This is a genomic window from Verrucomicrobia bacterium CG1_02_43_26 (assembly GCA_001872735.1).
Classification (GTDB): Bacteria; Verrucomicrobiota; Verrucomicrobiia; order Opitutales; family CG1-02-43-26; genus CG1-02-43-26.
Genome location: MNWT01000024.1, coordinates 14,766 through 28,288, shown reverse-complemented (window position 1 = coordinate 28,288; position 13,523 = coordinate 14,766). Strand labels below are relative to the sequence as shown.

The following is a 13,523-nucleotide window of genomic DNA, read 5'->3' as shown; positions in this document are numbered from 1 at the left end:
AAGGTTTTTTAATAAAGGGAAACAAAAAAGAAGACAGAATTTAGTATACTTACTATTAGAGAAGCGGAACGAGCAAGTGAGCAAAATCCTCCATAATGCGGCGGTTCTCGCCTGCGGAAGCCTGCTTAGACTCTCCATAAGGGGTACACAGCGGAAGTAACTTATCTAACCAAGCCTGCAGAATGTCGATCGGTTCCTTGGTACTTACAAAAATACTGATCTCAAAGTTCACGAACATACTGCGTATATCCATATTGGCAGAACCAAGCATCCCCACCTTTTTATCCACAATAAAAAGCTTTGCGTGGAGCATACCCGGTTTATAAAGCAAGATATTGACACCCGCTTTGTAGAGTTTGCGTAAATAGTAGTGACGGGCGAAATCTACAAGCGTCTGGTTAGACTTTTCCGGAATAATGAGGCGGATGCTGTGCCCCGCCTTTGCCTTGACGAGTAAGGACTGGAACAGAACCTCATCCGGTGCAAAGTAAGGTGTCACTATGTCAATATGCTCTTTAGAATCCTGAATAAGTTTAATCAATTTCTCCCAAAGCGTATCGCCATTATCGCTATCCGGACCGCTTGCAACGACACCTATAGGGACATCGCCGGCAGGCTGAGCCGTACAAGCCATAAGGTCTCTAAATTTTTCCGGATTTTCGCCCGTTGTGAAGCACCAATCGCTAATAAAAATACGCTGCATGGCATCAACAGCCGGCCCTTCGATAAGTACACTAAAATCATGAAACAACTTTGGGTTACCCAGCTTACCCAGAAAACGCTCATCAATGTTTTGTCCACCAATGATAACGCGCTTTTCATCGAAGATGGCCATTTTGCGGTGGTTACGCAGGTTTGCTGATGTTTTTGTGTGTACAGGAATCATCGGCATGAAACGAACCGCCTGGCCACCGGCATCCCTCAATGGCTGCAAGAACTTACCCGCGCTTCCCAGAGAACCAAAAGCATCTACTAAAAGTTTAACATCAACACCCTCCTTTGTTTTTTGAATAAGTAGCTCGAGAATCTTTTGGCCAATGGGATCATTTGTAATGATGTAGGTCATGATCGCGATATTCTTAGTAGCATTTTTTATTTCGCGGCAAAACGCATCGTAGGCAACTTCACCATCCCCCAAGAGCTCGAAAGAATTACCGGACCATTGGCGATCCATCCACTCACTAATATTAGTGACACCTGCAACCTCGGCAGCTAAACCGATAACATGCTTTTTATTTTTCACTAATCGCTGGCTTTTGAACCCGCCGAACAGAAAATAGAGCGGAACACTGACATAGGGAACAAAGAAGATAGCAAGCGTCCAAGCGAATATATTGCTTGGGTTACGTTTCTCATTGAACATGCGCCCTACGATGAGCAACGCAAAAAGAAAACCAACCAAGGTGATCAAATGAGCCACTACGACCGTGCTCAAAAAGTTCCAAACAGAATCGTGCTCGTGAGCCCAGAGATATAGAGGATTTGTTTCCATTTAGGAGATAGTATCTAAAAGCTTTTCAGAATAAGGTAATTTTATTATATATGGGAAGTGAAAGCGAGAAGGTTTTGAAGCTTAAATTACTTAATTTCAACATTGCGCACGGTCGAGGGCTCTCTCTATACCAGGGATTCAGCTCGGAAAAAAGGCTACGCAAGGTGCTGTACAAAATTAGCGACTTATTAAAAAGTACCGGCGCAAACATTGTGACGATGCAAGAAGTAGACCAAGACTCGCATTGGAACAAATATTTAGATCTACTGGAAATACTGCAAAAAGGGGCGGATTACCCTTACGCCGCGCATGGCATCACTAATGTGCGAGAAGCTCCCAAGCGCCTTGTTTACGGGAATGCGCTTCTTTCTCATTACCCAATTCAGTATTGGGAATCCAATCCCTTTGGCGAAGCAACGCTTGGGGAAAAGGGATTTATGTATGTAGAACTCGCAATTGGAAAACGTATTATACCGATTGTCAACATGCACCTGGATTTTCGCTCAAGACGCAAGCGCATCACACAGATAGAACATTTTATAGACTTTATTTGCCAGCAAAAGCACCCAGAAAGCCTAAATGAGCCCATTGCCCCTATTATTTGCGGGGACTTTAACAGCAAATCTAAAAAGACAAATGATGCCGTTAACCATCTGTTTGATCACATGCAGAAAAACCACGCGGATTATAATCTCTTTCCTGTAAAGAAGTACACCTACCCCGCTTTTTTGCCTTACAAAGGCCTAGACTTTGTATTCCTACCCAAGTGCTATAAATTAATTGATTGCCGGGTAATAAAGACCTATCTATCGGACCATTTGCCGGTATTGCTTGAGTTTGAAGTCGAATAAGTGAAGCAAAACGCAAAAGATCTTGCGCTAACCCAGTTTTGTGCTGCAGGTTACAATTTAATTAAAGTAGAAGCTTGACCTTGTATGGGATTTGTGATGATTTTAGACATCGATTTTTTAATTGGAGAGATGGCTGAGTGGCCGAAAGCGCCTTCCTGCTAAGAAGGTAGACCTATAAAACGGGTCTCGAGGGTTCAAATCCCTCTCTCTCCGCCATTTTGGTAAGCATGCAAACGCTCCATAAAATAATCTTTAAGCCCATGCAGGACGCTGATGTTCCCGTTTGGCAGACTTGGATTGCCAAACCTTATATTAAGGCGCTTTGGTTCATGGATGGGTATGAGACTGCCGATTATATTTATGAAAAAATCAAAGGTAATGGGTATGATTTCCCTTATATGACCTTTTTAGACAATAAGCCTATAGGTTATATCCAGTGCTGTGATTTGTATGCCTACCGCACGCTTTGCCCTGAACCAAAAGGATTGTTTACCCATGAAGAACCGGGAACGTTTTGTATGGATTTGTTTATAGGAGAGGAAAACTTCTTAGATAAAGGGTATGGAACACAAATGGTTAAGACCTTTCTAATCCATATTTTCGAGCATTTTAATGCAAAAACCCTATTGATTGATCCTGCAAAAACAAACAAGCGAGCTATTCGGTGTTATGAAAAAGCGGGTTTTAAATTCGTTAGGGAAGCGTTTGATGGCGTTACAACGTGTCACATTATGGCTATTGAAAGGGCGTCATTAATCGGATGCGGTGAGCAAAAATAACAAATAACCCCTTTATAAAGCAGTTATTTTGCTAAAAAACGCCCAGAAACGTGTATTCTGCTTGAGATTTTCATTGGCTTTCTCTGAAAATATGTCCTAAAATAGGTTTTTTACTAAAACAACATAACTTATAAGAAATAGATGTCTACGATACCGAACGATCCAAACGAAAAGAATTTTGATCAAAATAGAGATAGTATTGATTTAAGCGAATTGAAAGATATTTGCCTGCAACCAAAGTGGCATGCTTCACCGCCCAGAAAACAGGATCACTCAGATAGGCAGAAGCGATCAAAGCCACCCCATCGTAAACGAGAAAGAGAACAAAAAGATTTCCCCCGCAGCAACAAGCCGAGACACAGTGCTTTTACTGATCCCGTTCGCCAGCAGAGAGGGAGTACTCGGCCAATCTTCATCCCCACGGTAGATGTAAAATTTTATCCGGAAGAAGCGCCCTTTCAGTCATTAGGAAAGGTTATTCGTAGTTCTTGCCGCACCTATGAACTGTTTGAAATTTCCCAGCTCATTTTGCAAAAACCGGAACGTTTTGTGGTTTCAATAAAACCGCTTCCTAAAAAGGACAAAGAAGGTAAAGTACTCGAAGAAAAAAAGCTGTATATTTCTGTGCCAGACGGCATGCCTTTCGAAAGTGAAGCTGATGCCATCGGCCATGTTTTGAAGAACCATTTGGATAAGTTCTTTGATGTTGAAGAAGTCACTGTTGAAGCACCGAAAGGGAATTTCCAAGTTATCAATAAATGTGGCATTACAGGGGAGCTGCTTGGGCCACCAAATTATCACCGTTACCCGGATCTTCTCAAAGAGCATTATATTTCGCATTTCTCTCATCTTCCGTATGAAAAGTTTATCTCCAAGATAGAAACGATTCGGGATGAAGAGCAGGTAAAGACTTGGTTGGAAAAAATGTCCAAACAACACAGCTACAACCTAAAGAATATCAAGGAAGGCCAAGAGCCACTCACTTTGAATTCTATCGAAGCGGTACGTAATTACTTCATAAAAAATTGTAAAGACCAGATCGTTCAGGAAGTGAATTCTATTCGCTTGCCCGGCAAGGTTATTGAAGAAATTCCTTCAGGTAACATTAAACGCGCGGTTTTCGGAGCATTGGAGCATCAAAAACGTTTTCCTTTGGATACAGCCAACTCCCTACGTGGTGTATTGCGCCATATGAATTTCGTTATCTACAAGAAGGGCAGCCATGGTGTTTCTTATGTCTCTGCGGTTAAGCGGAGATTCCGAGCAGAAGATACTGTGCTTGCTGAAAATCTTGCAAAATTAATTGATTTCATTGAAAAGAATGTGAATCTAACCGCTATGGATCTCCCTAAGGCTTACTTGGGTGTTGAGACCACTAAACAAGTGGAACCGGTTACAGCCACGGTTGAGGGCGAGGAAGCAAGTACAGAGCAACCTACTTCTGAAAAGATAGAGCTGTCTCCTGAGGATGAAGAAAAGGTTCGTCGTTTGATGTTGGATCTGCGTTGGCTTGTAACAGAAGGATATGTGACAGAATACGGGGACGGTCATTTATATGCTCCCCCTGTTCAAAAGGGCACAAAGCCACCTATTTCAGCTAAAGATGTTGCCGAAGAAAAAATGCCTTTGGAAAAAGCATTAGAAGATTCTGAAGCCAAAGAAACTGTAATACCTGCTGATGAAGCTACACTTGAAAGTGAAGCCGATTCCTCTGAAAAACAGTAAGCTTTTAGAATTTTAATTGTATAAAATGCTGGTTCTCGCCTTTTATAGAAAGGTAAAGATGCCAGCATTTTTCATTCCAGTCTACAAGAAGCTCGTTGCGAGGCCATTCTACAGCAAGGCAAAACGGGGGGACTAAAAATTCTTCCAGAAGCAAGTTTTCCATCTCGGCTTGGCTTTCAATTCTATAAGCGTCTAGATGCACAAGGTTACGCTTTCCTTTATAAATATTAAATAACGTGTATGTAGGGCTTGTTATAGTACCAGTAATCCCCCAAGCTCGCGCTAGCCCACGCACAAAAGTGGTTTTCCCGACACCTAGTGTGCCATGCAGCGCCAGCACCCAATCTTCAGGAATCTCGTTAGCGAGCTCGGCAGCCAGCTGTTCTGTTTCTTCCGCTGAGTGGCTCAAGATGCCCGTTTGCCATTTTTCTAAAAAGGTCATAGTAAGTGTTGGTAGCCTGGAGCAGCTTCAATGGGCTCGTTTGTTAGATCGTTAATAAAGAGCGCGGATGGGTGTTGTGCTGCTTTTGTATTTATTTTACCAATACAGGTTAACGGAAGCGTAAATTGCTTTTTCCAATCAGAATAAAAATTGTCCCAGTCGCAATCAGCATCTAGGGTAAAAAGAAGCTCGTAATCCTCACCATCACTAAAAGCAGATAGCAGGGAAGTTGCGGTATCATTTAATGGGATAGCAGAAAGATCTATACGAGCCTGTGTATTTTCGGGCAAGAGTTCAGGCAAATCTTTAGTGAGGCCATCAGTGATATCGATCATTCCCTTGACTTCCTTGCGCGTAGCAAGCCATTGTCCTTCACGTAAACGGGGGGAAAAGCTTAAGTGCTTGCCATGAATACTTCCGCCCAAGGCACCTGTTGTTACAATAAGATCCCCTACCTTTCCCCCTTTACGTGTAATGACTTTGTCTGCTGACCCCATAAGCGTAACATAGGCGGCAAAATAATTATTAGGGAACTGAGTGATATCGCCGCCGTTTAGCACAACACTATATTTAAGGCATTCCTCAACTGCTCCTTTTAAGAAAGCTTCAAACCAGGAGATGCTTAAATTCGCAGGAAGCATGGTAGCCATGACCATATTTTTTGGCACACCTCCCATCGCTGCAATATCACTGAGATTGCGTTTAACCAATTTACTCCCCACTGCTTTTGGATCAGTCGCTTCAGTAAAGTGACGGTTGAGAACCACGCCATCAGTTGTCACCAAAATCTTTCTCTCAGGGTAAGTGTCGATTACCGCGCAATCATCCCCTGGGCCCTCTGGGAAAGGTTTTGAGACGGGAAGAATCCATTGGCGAATTTTTACTAAAAGTTCGCTTTCTCCCAAGAATTGTACGGATTGTTTAAGATCGTCTGTGAACACAATTTTTTATTAAAACAAACTATTTAACAAAAAGCCAGATTGTTGCATGAGAGTTAAATCCGGCTCAATTAATAAGAGCACGAGTGTGTTTAAATTAAAGGTGGCATGAAGTGCCATGGGCGTGAGTATGTTTCCCGTACGTTCGTAAGCTTTTGCCAAGAAGAGGCCCATGACAAAGAGCGGCAAGCTAGATATTAAACTAAAATGCAGGAGTGCGAAGAATAACGCACTCGCGCCAAAAGCCATAGGCATCGAGTATTTTGACTTTAAGAAACGGTACATCCCCCCACGAAAAATAAGCTCTTCAACCATGGGAGCCAAACAGGCAGCCATGATGAAGATCGTTGTGATCAATGCGGGTGACTCTGCTTTTGAAAAAATTTCAACGATAAATTGAGGCTTAATTTCAATCGGCAGCCCCATCTTCTTCAAAAAGGTAAGAAAACTGCCCCAAGCAAGGCCCACAAGCCAAATAACGGGAAGCGCCGCAAAACAATCAAATATTCCCTGCAAAAAAGCTTTCCCGTGGCAGGTATCTTCGCTGTTAATATTCTTGGGATATAAATCCGGCAGTTTTTTATAACACAATACTATAAAAGCAAACATTAAAACTTGTGTGACAGCACCTGCTATAATCGGAGCCCAATAGGGGCCGGAAACCAGATTATACCGGATTAAAAGATCAATCGTACCCCGCTGGGCAAAGAGAAAGATAAGGATGATACCCCATATAAAGAACCCAAAATGATACCAATCGCCGTACCATGTAGGAGCCAGTCTCGGTTTTACCCTAAATAATCTCTTGATATCATAAAAAAAGCAGAACAAGGCGGTTAGGCAAACAATTGTCGCGTAGACAATAAGGGTTGTACTGACAGTTAGAGATTTATCAAACATGGAGTGTTCCAAGGTACAATAAAAGCGCTACTAAAGTCAATCTCAGGCCTGCTCGTTACCGGAGTTAATCTACAAACGTTTTAGCAAACTCACTTTCCAAGAGCGTCTTAACCGCTTCCATATCGTGCGCTTGGCTTGTCTCTTGCTTCAAAGAAGTGACTTTCCCCTCTGTAATAGGAATTCCACAGGGAATAATGCCCGAGAAAGGGGTTAAATCATTATTCACATTCAATGCAAACCCGTGATAAGTTACCCAACGTTTCACCGCAACGCCGATAGCCGCTATTTTGCGATCCTCTATCCAGATACCGGTCTTTCCCTCTCGGCGAGTCGCGTTTAATCCAAAACGTTTCAATGTTCGTATAATGACTTCTTCCAAGTCCCTTAGATACCTATGCAAGTCGCGTTTGCTATTCAGGTCTATGATCGGGTAACCCACGCATTGCCCAGGCCCGTGGTAAGTGATATCCCCTCCTCTATTCGTTTGGAAAACCTCGATACCTTGTTTGGCAAGCTGTTCGTTATTTAATAACAAATTCTGAGCGGCATCCTTTCGTTTGCCAATCGTATAGACCGGATTGTGTTCTGTGAAGACGAGAGTATCGGGTACTACACCTGCAAGCCTTTGCTCTACAAGCTGAATTTGGCGATTAAAAGCCTCAGCGTAAGACGTGTTACCCCAGTCTACAATAGCCAACTTACATAATGTACTCATTAGAAGCACCAGAATGTCGCGTGCCGTTTAAGAAGGCAATGACATTAGTTTCGAGAAAGTTGAGGATGCCGTGCAAGCTATGCCCCATCTTATCAATGGTGTCATTCCAAACGTTAAGTTTTTCAGGATTCAGGCCATCAACAGTATTTATGATTGCTTTAAATTCAGTAAGCCTTTTATTGGCCAAAAAAATAGACGACTTACATTCATTGTAATCCCAAATGTTTTCGATTACTTTATATTTAATAAGAGTATATTCACTTTCTATACGATAAAATTCTATATCCAGCTCCTTTTCGCAGAGAGAAGTGTTTGCCTCTACGTCCCCACAATTAATGTTAGGTACCGATGCCTGTACTAAAATAGTAAAAAATAGTAAAAATAATATATAAAAAAATGAATTAATGAGATGCTTAGCTTGATTCATAATAGATTGAAATGAGCACTATGATGAAAAACAATCCCCAAAAATGCAATCATTATTTTCTACAATTTCAACATTGGGGATTTATGCAGTACACGAGGCATCTAGGATGTTTTTAAACAAAAAGGCTAAAAACGTCTGCGCATGCTTGTAGGCGCGATCCCCAATTCGTCCCTGTATTTAGCAACGGTTCTGCGAGCCACGCTGATGTTCTCAAGTTTGAGCATTTCCACAATTTTTTGATCACTGTAGGGTTTTACGGGATCTTCCATCGTTATTATGTGGGCGATCTTATCCTTAATAGTTGTGTTTGAAATAGTACTACCATCCTCCGCGGTAAAACCTGAGGTGAAAAAATACTTCATATCGTAGACACCATAAGGTGTTTTGATAAATTTGTTTGCGATTGCTCGGCTGATGGTAGTCTCATGAACCCCCATTTTATCTGCAATCTCATGCATTGTCAGCGGCTTGAGGTGAGCAATACCCCTTTCGAAAAAATCTAACTGCGCGTTAAATATTTCCCAAGAAATCTTCTCTAATGTTTGTTGGCGCTGTTCTATGGCGCTGATGAGAAACTTACTGGATTTGATTTTATCTCGCAAATATTCCTTTTCCTTGTCCTTCAAGGTACCCTTCGCAATGAGCGATTTGTATGTCTGATTAATCCTTAATCGAGGGATGTAATCGGAGTTAAGCGATACAACCCAGTCCTCACCTTGCTTATCGATCGTGGCATCCGGAGCAACGGAACGGTTTGTATCTTCACGAAAACGTCCACCTGGATCCGGATCCAATGAGGTGATCACTTCGAGTGCTTTCTCGATTTGCTGCACGGTCACACCAATCTTGTGCGCCAGTTCCTGCACTCTCCTTCTTAAAAACAAAGCATAGTGCTCTTTTAGAATTTTAATGGCAACAGGGCAAACATCTTCGCGTGATTCTAATTGGTAGATGAGGCAATCCTGTACGGAAGAACAGCCAATACCCATAGGATCAAAAGTTTTTAACAAAGCCACACCCGTTTCCAAGTCTTCCTTCGGATAACCGGAAGCATTGGCAAGCTCGTCCATCGAAGTAGTCAGAAAACCATGATCATCTAAACTACCAATGAGATAGCGAAGCGCCTTGAGCACATCTGGATTACATTCGGATAATACCGCTTGCTCCATTAAGTATTCTTGAAGGGAGGTTTCGCTGACTAGCGAATCAAAAAAATACTGTCTGCGCTTTTCATCCTCCGAAGTATACTTTTGTAGCGTGGCATTTTCAGAATAATTATCACGCCAGTCCTCCTCCATTTTTTTGAGGATAGCATAATCTTCCCCAAAATCCAGTTCTTCGGCATTTGAAGAATGATCGTTATCCAGGCGATCTTCATCAGAAGCTGAAGCATCCTCCTTTTCTTCAAGACTGATATCTTCTAGCGGAAGCTCTTCAAGAGTCGGATTAGTCTGCAATTCCTCCAAGATAGCCTTACGAAGCTCCAGGGCAGACGATTGTAGTATTTTAAGGGATTGACGTAACTGCGGGGCAATATACTGTACCTGAGATTGTGTTTGTCTTTGTGACTGATTATACCCCGAATTCATTCAATTCTATTTCCTTTATTAAAAATCTGCTTTAGTGAAACCTCTTGTGTCTTTGTCTTTCCAACGCTTAATTGCCGTAGAATCGTTTTGGGCATACAAATCTTTTACATATAGCGCCATTTTTTCATTTGTAGGACCATAACCATCGCTATAGAGATAAATCTCCAAGGCAGTTAACATCTCATACGCGGTCTGATAGCGATCCTCTCGAGGCCGTTCTAAGGCTTTTTTGATGATCTTGCTGAGGGCTGGATCTATACGTTCATCTAACGTTGTAAAATCAGGGAGCTCACCTTCCTTAATATTAAGGTGGGTTTCCTCAGGATCATCCGCTTCAAAAATATTATAGCCTAAAAGTAATTCGGCCATCACAACACCGCATGAAAAAAGGTCTGCCCTGTGGTCTGTGACTTCGCGCTTAGCTTGTTCCGGAGATAGATACTCATCCTTACCGGCAATGACTTCGCCCTCCACATTATACATGAGATCCAGCGCTTTAGCTATTCCGAAGTCGGTCAACTTAACATCGCCTTCAAAGGAAATCATGATATTTTTGGGATTAACGTCTCTGTGAACAATGCCCAACAAGCGCCCGCGGTCATCTCTCTTTTGATGCGCGTAGGCTAGCCCACGGCACACTCTGGAAATTAAAAATACGGCCAAGTCTACCGGAATAAGTTGGTTAATCTCCAGATGTCTGATGATGAAGTCTTCCAGGTTAATACCATTAACGTACTCCATCACCATATAATATTGGCCTTTGACCTGGCCTAAGTGGTAGGTTTGGACGATGTTTGTATGGATTAAGTCAGCTACCAAACGCGCCTCTCCTACAAAGTTAGCGCGAAACTCCGGAATATTGGAGTATTCCTCCCGAATAACCTTTATGGCAACCTTCTTTGCGAAGTCGTCCGTGCCGTGCTGCAATGCTTCATGAACCGCGCCCATGCCGCCTTCGGCAATCGTTCGGGTGAGCTCATAAGTGCACTCGGAGAATATTTTTTTATCTTTCACAGTGTCGTTCCTCGCGTAATAGTTAAAATCATCGTATTCATTCTTAAAATTGTCAACTCACAGCTCAATTTCTAACCCGTCGTAAGCAATAGCAATATCTGAGGGGAAGGGTAACCCTTTATTCTTGAATTCATTTTCATAAATATTGCAATACACCTTTGTATCAAAAATAAAATCATCCAAATGCTCATCTGAGCTTGTGGGCTCCATATGGAAGAGCACCAAACGCTGCACGCGTGCCCGAGCAGCGAGCTCTACCGCCATGATGTTACTAGAGTGCCCCCAGTCCTCTTTAAAGTAAGTCGCATCCAGAAGGGAATATTGGGCATCAGCGATCAGCAAATCCGCATCAGCAAAGAAGTCAATAAAGGGGTAATGCTCCATATTCGCAATTTCTTTATGCTCGGAATCTGTGGAATAAACGACCGTTCTGCCGTCCTTTTCAAACCGGTAACCGTAGGAAATCCCCGGATGCACTTGCGTAATTGTTTTCACATGAAAACCACCCACATCAAATGGCTCACAGGGCTCTTTGATATCAAATTCAATCGTTGAGGGCAGATCTTCAAAATCATAAGGGAACACAGGTGATTGCATTTGCTCGCACAAAACCCGTTTAGTCTCTTTGTGGTAACCGTGAAAAATAATACGATTTTTTGGGGAGTAAATCGGCAGGAAAAAAGGGAAGCCTTGTACATGGTCCCAATGAAGATGAGACATAAAAATATGAAATGTAGCGGGCTTGGACGCTTCTGGGGAAGCCATGAATTTTACGGCAAAATCTCGTAGCCCGGTGCCGGCATCACATAAAATATATTCATTGGATAAAGAGTCATCTTTAATCTGAACACAGGGAGTATTTGTACCGTAGGTGCCTGCTACAGAAAAGGGGAGATATTTATCTATCCAGTCTTCAATTTCATCGGATCCCGGAAGCCCTTCTAACACTGCCGTCTGGAGTGTCTTTCTTATTTTCCTGCGAACCGCTTCCGCAGTTAATGATGCAGGTAGGGATCCTCGTGTGCCCCAAAAATAAATATTCATAGAATAGCGGCAAATTATAAGAGTAAAAAAGGTCTAGGGACTTATGATAATCATCCCATTTTTCACCCAAATTGTCAATAATTTACGCTTTTCTCGAAATCGTTATGCTACGACATTAAAAGGACATAGATTCAACGCCTGGCTGTGCCTTAAAGAAGGATTTTGTAAATTCGGTAGCTGTTTCTTCATCAAATCCTTTGCAGGTGTAAATCACGATAGAGAAAAATTTGGCTTTCGACCAAACATAAACCGATATGCCGGAATCAATCAAGGGTACAAACGCATCAAAGCCTTCGTTATCTTCTTTGCCCATTCCCGTTGCCGGGGAAAAGATAATAGGGTCTGCGTAGAGGCGTAAGTTCAGGAAGCCGGCAAGATCTCTTAAATATTGGTCTAAAAACTCACGGGTAACGGTTTCAGTGTAATAACCCTCAATCAACAAACGTTGGCGGTAAATTTCTGGCGCTAGCTTCCTCATAACATGAAATTATGTCGTGTAATCTTAACCGTCAAGAGCGTAACGTTCTTTCAGTCAACAAACACTATATCCATCTCGCCTTTGATCATCGTCAATGGGCGTTGTGGGTGTACGAACTTAAATTGATTGATATCACCGCCCACGGACTCTGCAATAAACCATACAAAACTGTTCAGTCCCGCAGCTAAACTTAGTGTTGAAGCTCCCCCAAAACGGCAATTTGCTTCTATTAAATAAACTCTTTTGTTTTTATCTACAATGCCTTGTAAGACAGCGTGCCCGTAGAGGCCTAATGATAGAGCGGCTTGGGAGATCGTGTTTTCAATTTCTTTGTTTTGAAATGTGGTCGTTTTTTTTGATTCTCCGTTTACGACAACTTCTCGCCAACGAAGTACTACGCCTTTGACCTCCTTGTTTTTAGTCACATAAACATCCGCGCTAAACTCTTTACCCTCTATAAACGGTTGAAAAATAGGCTGATTAAGATCCTTCGCAAACGTCATCGCTTCGGCTTTACTAGCGTTTAACAGTAATCCTCGCGATCCCGCTCCATTACGCTCTTTTATAACATAGCTATTCACGTCCTTTAGTTCATACATCTTTAAAGCGGTTTCTACCACAGTCAAACCGTCCGTCTTCAGCGCATCATAAAACGCTACTTTATCGAGGCAGTGCTGTACTGCCGTAGGATTCGAAACCATCACAAATATATTTTTCTTTGCGAGCTCTTTTTTGTGTTCCGCAAAGTACGCCAACTCCCCATCTCTTGTGGGTATGATAAACATGATGTTGTGCTGTTGGCAATATTCAACCAGGGCATTTACGGGCAACGCTTCCAATCGAGGCATCTGCCAGAACTCCCCTACTCTGCTCTTGGCCAGACAGTGCGCACTCGCATCACCTCCAAATATTTTTTTTATGCCTAGCTGATAAGCTGCCTTCTTAACCGCTTCAATAAGAGAAAATTTTCCAGACAAGCTTGTAACAAGAACATTACCCAGATTACCTTTTTCGGCCTCAAACCGATCTCGCAAGAGACCGTGGCAAATAGAATCCACAAGCTCTCCTCTCACAACAGCATGCTGTTTCAATATACCTTCCAACAAAAACCCGTTTTCTTCAAGCACCT

Annotated in this window: 13 protein-coding genes and 1 tRNA gene; 3 read left to right on the top strand and 11 right to left on the bottom strand. The window is 42.4% G+C overall.

Annotation, left to right across the window (positions count from 1 at the left end; translation table 11 throughout):
* Nucleotides 1-55 precede the first annotated feature (55 nt).
* Nucleotides 56-1,492 carry a hypothetical protein gene (locus tag AUJ82_07965; protein OIO58641.1) on the bottom strand — a complete coding sequence of 479 codons (1,437 nt, stop codon included), beginning with the start codon at nucleotides 1,490-1,492 and terminating at the stop codon, nucleotides 56-58.
* A 50-nt stretch (nucleotides 1,493-1,542) separates the two neighbouring features.
* Between AUJ82_07965 and AUJ82_07960 the strand changes: the two genes are divergently transcribed.
* The 3 genes from AUJ82_07960 (at nucleotide 1,543) to AUJ82_07950 (ending at nucleotide 4,847) form a co-directional block, all read left to right on the top strand.
* The gene (locus AUJ82_07960) at nucleotides 1,543-2,343 is read left to right on the top strand and encodes a hypothetical protein (protein OIO58640.1); all 801 of its coding nucleotides are present in this window, start codon (nucleotides 1,543-1,545) and stop codon (nucleotides 2,341-2,343) included.
* A 123-nt stretch (nucleotides 2,344-2,466) separates the two neighbouring features.
* Nucleotides 2,467-2,559, top strand: a tRNA-Ser gene (locus AUJ82_07955).
* Between the two features lie 704 nt (nucleotides 2,560-3,263).
* The gene (locus AUJ82_07950) at nucleotides 3,264-4,847 is read left to right on the top strand and encodes a hypothetical protein (protein ID OIO58639.1); all 1,584 of its coding nucleotides are present in this window, start codon (nucleotides 3,264-3,266) and stop codon (nucleotides 4,845-4,847) included.
* Nucleotides 4,848-4,851: 4 nt separating this feature from the next.
* Here the strand turns inward: AUJ82_07950 and AUJ82_07945 are convergent, their stop codons facing one another.
* The 10 genes from AUJ82_07945 to AUJ82_07900 form a co-directional block, all read right to left on the bottom strand.
* Nucleotides 4,852-5,289 carry a tRNA (adenosine(37)-N6)-threonylcarbamoyltransferase complex ATPase subunit type 1 TsaE gene (locus AUJ82_07945; protein ID OIO58638.1) on the bottom strand — a complete coding sequence of 146 codons (438 nt, stop codon included), beginning with the start codon at nucleotides 5,287-5,289 and terminating at the stop codon, nucleotides 4,852-4,854.
* Entirely contained in the window at nucleotides 5,286-6,230 is a 945-nt protein-coding gene (locus AUJ82_07940; protein ID OIO58637.1) for a hypothetical protein, read from the bottom strand. Before AUJ82_07940 ends, AUJ82_07945 begins: the two co-directional genes overlap by 4 nt.
* 9 nt (nucleotides 6,231-6,239) lie before the next feature.
* Nucleotides 6,240-7,127: a hypothetical protein gene (locus AUJ82_07935; protein OIO58636.1), complete on the bottom strand. Its 888-nt coding sequence runs from the start codon at nucleotides 7,125-7,127 to the stop codon at nucleotides 6,240-6,242.
* A gap of 64 nt (nucleotides 7,128-7,191) precedes the next feature.
* Complete coding sequence (locus tag AUJ82_07930; protein OIO58635.1) at nucleotides 7,192-7,842, bottom strand: lipoyl(octanoyl) transferase; 651 nt, start codon at nucleotides 7,840-7,842, stop codon at nucleotides 7,192-7,194.
* On the bottom strand, nucleotides 7,826-8,269 hold the full coding sequence (locus AUJ82_07925) for a hypothetical protein (protein ID OIO58634.1): 444 nt from the start codon (nucleotides 8,267-8,269) through the stop codon (nucleotides 7,826-7,828). The genes AUJ82_07930 and AUJ82_07925 overlap by 17 nt, the downstream gene beginning before the upstream one ends.
* A 125-nt stretch (nucleotides 8,270-8,394) precedes the next feature.
* A complete protein-coding gene (locus AUJ82_07920) occupies nucleotides 8,395-9,858 on the bottom strand; it encodes an RNA polymerase sigma-54 factor (protein OIO58633.1) in 1,464 nt (487 codons plus the stop codon).
* Between the two features lie 18 nt (nucleotides 9,859-9,876).
* On the bottom strand, nucleotides 9,877-10,605 hold the full coding sequence (locus tag AUJ82_07915) for a hypothetical protein (GenBank protein ID OIO58731.1): 729 nt from the start codon (nucleotides 10,603-10,605) through the stop codon (nucleotides 9,877-9,879).
* 324 nt (nucleotides 10,606-10,929) lie between these two features.
* Nucleotides 10,930-11,916, bottom strand: a complete 987-nt coding sequence (locus tag AUJ82_07910; GenBank protein ID OIO58632.1) for a hypothetical protein — start codon at nucleotides 11,914-11,916, stop codon at nucleotides 10,930-10,932.
* A 115-nt stretch (nucleotides 11,917-12,031) separates the two neighbouring features.
* On the bottom strand, nucleotides 12,032-12,394 hold the full coding sequence (locus tag AUJ82_07905) for a hypothetical protein (protein ID OIO58631.1): 363 nt from the start codon (nucleotides 12,392-12,394) through the stop codon (nucleotides 12,032-12,034).
* 50 nt (nucleotides 12,395-12,444) lie between these two features.
* Nucleotides 12,445-13,350, bottom strand: a complete 906-nt coding sequence (locus tag AUJ82_07900; GenBank protein OIO58730.1) for a hypothetical protein — start codon at nucleotides 13,348-13,350, stop codon at nucleotides 12,445-12,447.
* Between the last annotated feature and the right edge of the window lie 173 nt (nucleotides 13,351-13,523).

Bases quoted from the DNA above. Each gene is read 5' to 3' on its own strand.
- AUJ82_07965 (OIO58641.1), bottom strand. From the start codon at position 1,492: ATGGAAACAAATCCTCTATATCTCTGGGCTCACGAGCACGATTCTGTT.
- AUJ82_07960 (OIO58640.1), top strand. From the start codon at position 1,543: ATGGGAAGTGAAAGCGAGAAGGTTTTGAAGCTTAAATTACTTAATTTC.
- AUJ82_07950 (OIO58639.1), top strand. From the start codon at position 3,264: ATGTCTACGATACCGAACGATCCAAACGAAAAGAATTTTGATCAAAAT.
- AUJ82_07945 (OIO58638.1), bottom strand. From the start codon at position 5,289: ATGACCTTTTTAGAAAAATGGCAAACGGGCATCTTGAGCCACTCAGCG.
- AUJ82_07935 (OIO58636.1), bottom strand. From the start codon at position 7,127: ATGTTTGATAAATCTCTAACTGTCAGTACAACCCTTATTGTCTACGCG.
- AUJ82_07930 (OIO58635.1), bottom strand. From the start codon at position 7,842: ATGAGTACATTATGTAAGTTGGCTATTGTAGACTGGGGTAACACGTCT.
- AUJ82_07925 (OIO58634.1), bottom strand. From the start codon at position 8,269: ATGAATCAAGCTAAGCATCTCATTAATTCATTTTTTTATATATTATTT.
- AUJ82_07920 (OIO58633.1), bottom strand. From the start codon at position 9,858: ATGAATTCGGGGTATAATCAGTCACAAAGACAAACACAATCTCAGGTA.
- AUJ82_07915 (OIO58731.1), bottom strand. From the start codon at position 10,605: ATGGTGATGGAGTACGTTAATGGTATTAACCTGGAAGACTTCATCATC.
- AUJ82_07910 (OIO58632.1), bottom strand. From the start codon at position 11,916: ATGAATATTTATTTTTGGGGCACACGAGGATCCCTACCTGCATCATTA.
- AUJ82_07905 (OIO58631.1), bottom strand. From the start codon at position 12,394: ATGAGGAAGCTAGCGCCAGAAATTTACCGCCAACGTTTGTTGATTGAG.